The sequence below is a fragment of the Streptococcus cristatus genome (assembly GCF_001578775.1).
Classification (GTDB): Bacteria; Bacillota; Bacilli; order Lactobacillales; family Streptococcaceae; genus Streptococcus; species Streptococcus cristatus_A.
In genome coordinates this window covers 130244-132237 of the sequence record NZ_KQ969062.1, presented here as the reverse complement: position 1 = coordinate 132237, position 1994 = coordinate 130244, and the positions used below count along the sequence as shown (strand labels likewise).

Here is a 1994-nt window from a genome sequence, read left to right as displayed (position 1 = left end):
AATGTTATTTAAAAGCACTTAATGACGTAACTAAGTGCTTTCTTTAACTCAATGAAATATACAACTACTTTTTAAGAGTTTCAATAATTGATTGAAACTCAGCTTTCAGTTCCTCATATTTCTTACCCACATATAAATAGTAAGCATTTGTACCTCTATGAATAATTACATTAACGGTTGGATGAAAATCTTTATCTGTTGCTTCAATCACAAATTGTGTCATTTGATAAGCTGCATGAGTAGAGTAATTCAGTTTATCTACTCCCACTCGAATCATAATAGCCTGAACATCCGTCGGTGCCTGTGATTCCTGATGAGCTTTGCCGTTTAACATCCCCAAAAATAAGCAGAAACAATTTGCTTATCTAAATCATCTGTCAAATCAACGGAAACAATTTCTAAAAGTTTATCAATCATTTCTAAAGATTCACTTACGGTATTTTCTTTCATTGCTTCTCCTTACGGAACCTTAGAACTACCTTTAGCATAGCCACAAGGGATATAGCCAGCTTTATATAAAACATATAGATCATCATAATAACTAGAATTGACCCCTGGCTGCTCGAGTTTTATAGTGAAATAAACCGCTATACCTATACTAGCCAATATTGTTCATTTTCAGGAATTAACTCTTCAAAATTTTGACGATAAGACAGCCTGATTTAATCGTGATCAATCATTGTTGAAATGCCTTTAAAGATAATATCAGATAAAGCTTCTGGATAGCCTTCATAACCATTTTTTTCCATCAAAATGTCAATCACACCTTTAATCTTTCCATCCAGTATCACAGTAACTGCAGGAACTAATTCATCGGTTTCGCCTTTTTTAAACATTTCTTGAATTACAGTCATCTTATCGTCATTCATTATTTTATTCCCTCTATTCTCTGTATTTTCTTTATTCTATCCACTTTTTTTGTTTTTGTCAAACACATTATCCCCTATGTCTGTCCAAAACTTATATTCTTCCGGAATTAAATCCAGAAAATATTGATATTTCCCTATCCATGGAGCTGAAATATATTCCTCGAAAGAAATATATTCTGCATAATTAGAATAAAGTACCAAATTATCCATATCAACTAATAAAGATGGCTTAAAGTCATAAATAGCGTTAAGTTTATCCATCTTGTATTCATTAACAAAGACTTTCCTTAACTCTGAGAGGTTGCAACTATATTTTTGCATATCTTCTAAAAAATGGAGAATATTCTCAGGCAATAAAAACGGAGAACGTAATCTTTCTTTATAAATCTCATCTAAATCGTATCCCGCTTCTTCGTAATTAATATACCATAACTCCAAATCAGAAATATACCAAGAATACTGATTTTTGTATTTAAAAGCGACAACAATATTTTCACCATATTTTGCTCTAATCATTTTTTCACCTATTTAATTATTCTGGCATTTTGTCCATATTCAATAAACCATTGGTTTATTGGTGCTGGAAGTTCAACAGCCTGGCCTTCAAAGCCATTTCTCATGAATACACCTTCGTCAACTATTTTAGGAGCCATGCCATCCTGATTTAAAGGATTAGATTTGTATCCCTTTTGTGAAATTGCATTCTCATTAATAATATCGTCAAAATATTTCGGAACTTCTACCTCTATAATATAAGATCCTTCTCTTTTTTCCTTAAAATAAGCAGAATGATCTTTTCCAGTTGAAACATTGAGATTATGCTCTGACTTCCACTCATTATTCCATGATAATGTTCCATCATCGTTAACGTGTATCAGTTCCTTACTTTCTCCACCTTGAACACGGTAATACTTAACCATTTCCTCAGGGGGAGTATCATTTGTTCTCGGCACTCTCGCATCTGTCTGCGTCGGTGTCTCAACAGGCCCTTTTGTCGTTGGCATATCCAAATCTTTAACCCTAGCTCCGCCAACAACTCCTGTAGCACTCTCTGCCACTATATGGCTAGCACTCGGAAGGTCTGGAACGGCTTTAGAACCGCTGATGCTTGGGGCGTCAACTGTA

At 34.1% G+C, this 1994-nt stretch carries 3 protein-coding genes and 1 pseudogene; all 4 read right to left on the bottom strand.

All coding sequences use genetic code 11. The annotated features are described in order from the left end of the window. Window positions 1-64: 64 nt before the first annotated feature. Window positions 65-417, bottom strand: a pseudogene (imm48, locus tag SCRDD08_RS00650) (Imm48 family immunity protein). Window positions 418-662: 245 nt separating this feature from the next. Continuing rightward, window positions 663-869 (bottom strand): hypothetical protein, encoded by a 207-nt coding sequence (locus SCRDD08_RS00645; RefSeq protein WP_061421990.1) that lies wholly within the window; start codon window positions 867-869, stop codon window positions 663-665. Window positions 870-905: 36 nt separating this feature from the next. Beyond that, a complete protein-coding gene (locus SCRDD08_RS00640; RefSeq protein ID WP_061421989.1) occupies window positions 906-1385 on the bottom strand; it encodes a hypothetical protein in 480 nt (159 codons plus the stop codon). Between the two features lie 8 nt (window positions 1386-1393). Continuing rightward, window positions 1394-1994, bottom strand: a 601-nt coding sequence (locus tag SCRDD08_RS00635) for a hypothetical protein (protein WP_196756155.1), incomplete at its 5' end; no start/stop codon positions are given.

What these genes read in the sequence shown, in the direction of transcription:
- SCRDD08_RS00645 (WP_061421990.1), bottom strand. Translation starts at nt 869, where the DNA reads ATGAATGACGATAAGATGACTGTAATTCAAGAAATGTTTAAAAAAGGC.
- SCRDD08_RS00640 (WP_061421989.1), bottom strand. Translation starts at nt 1,385, where the DNA reads ATGATTAGAGCAAAATATGGTGAAAATATTGTTGTCGCTTTTAAATAC.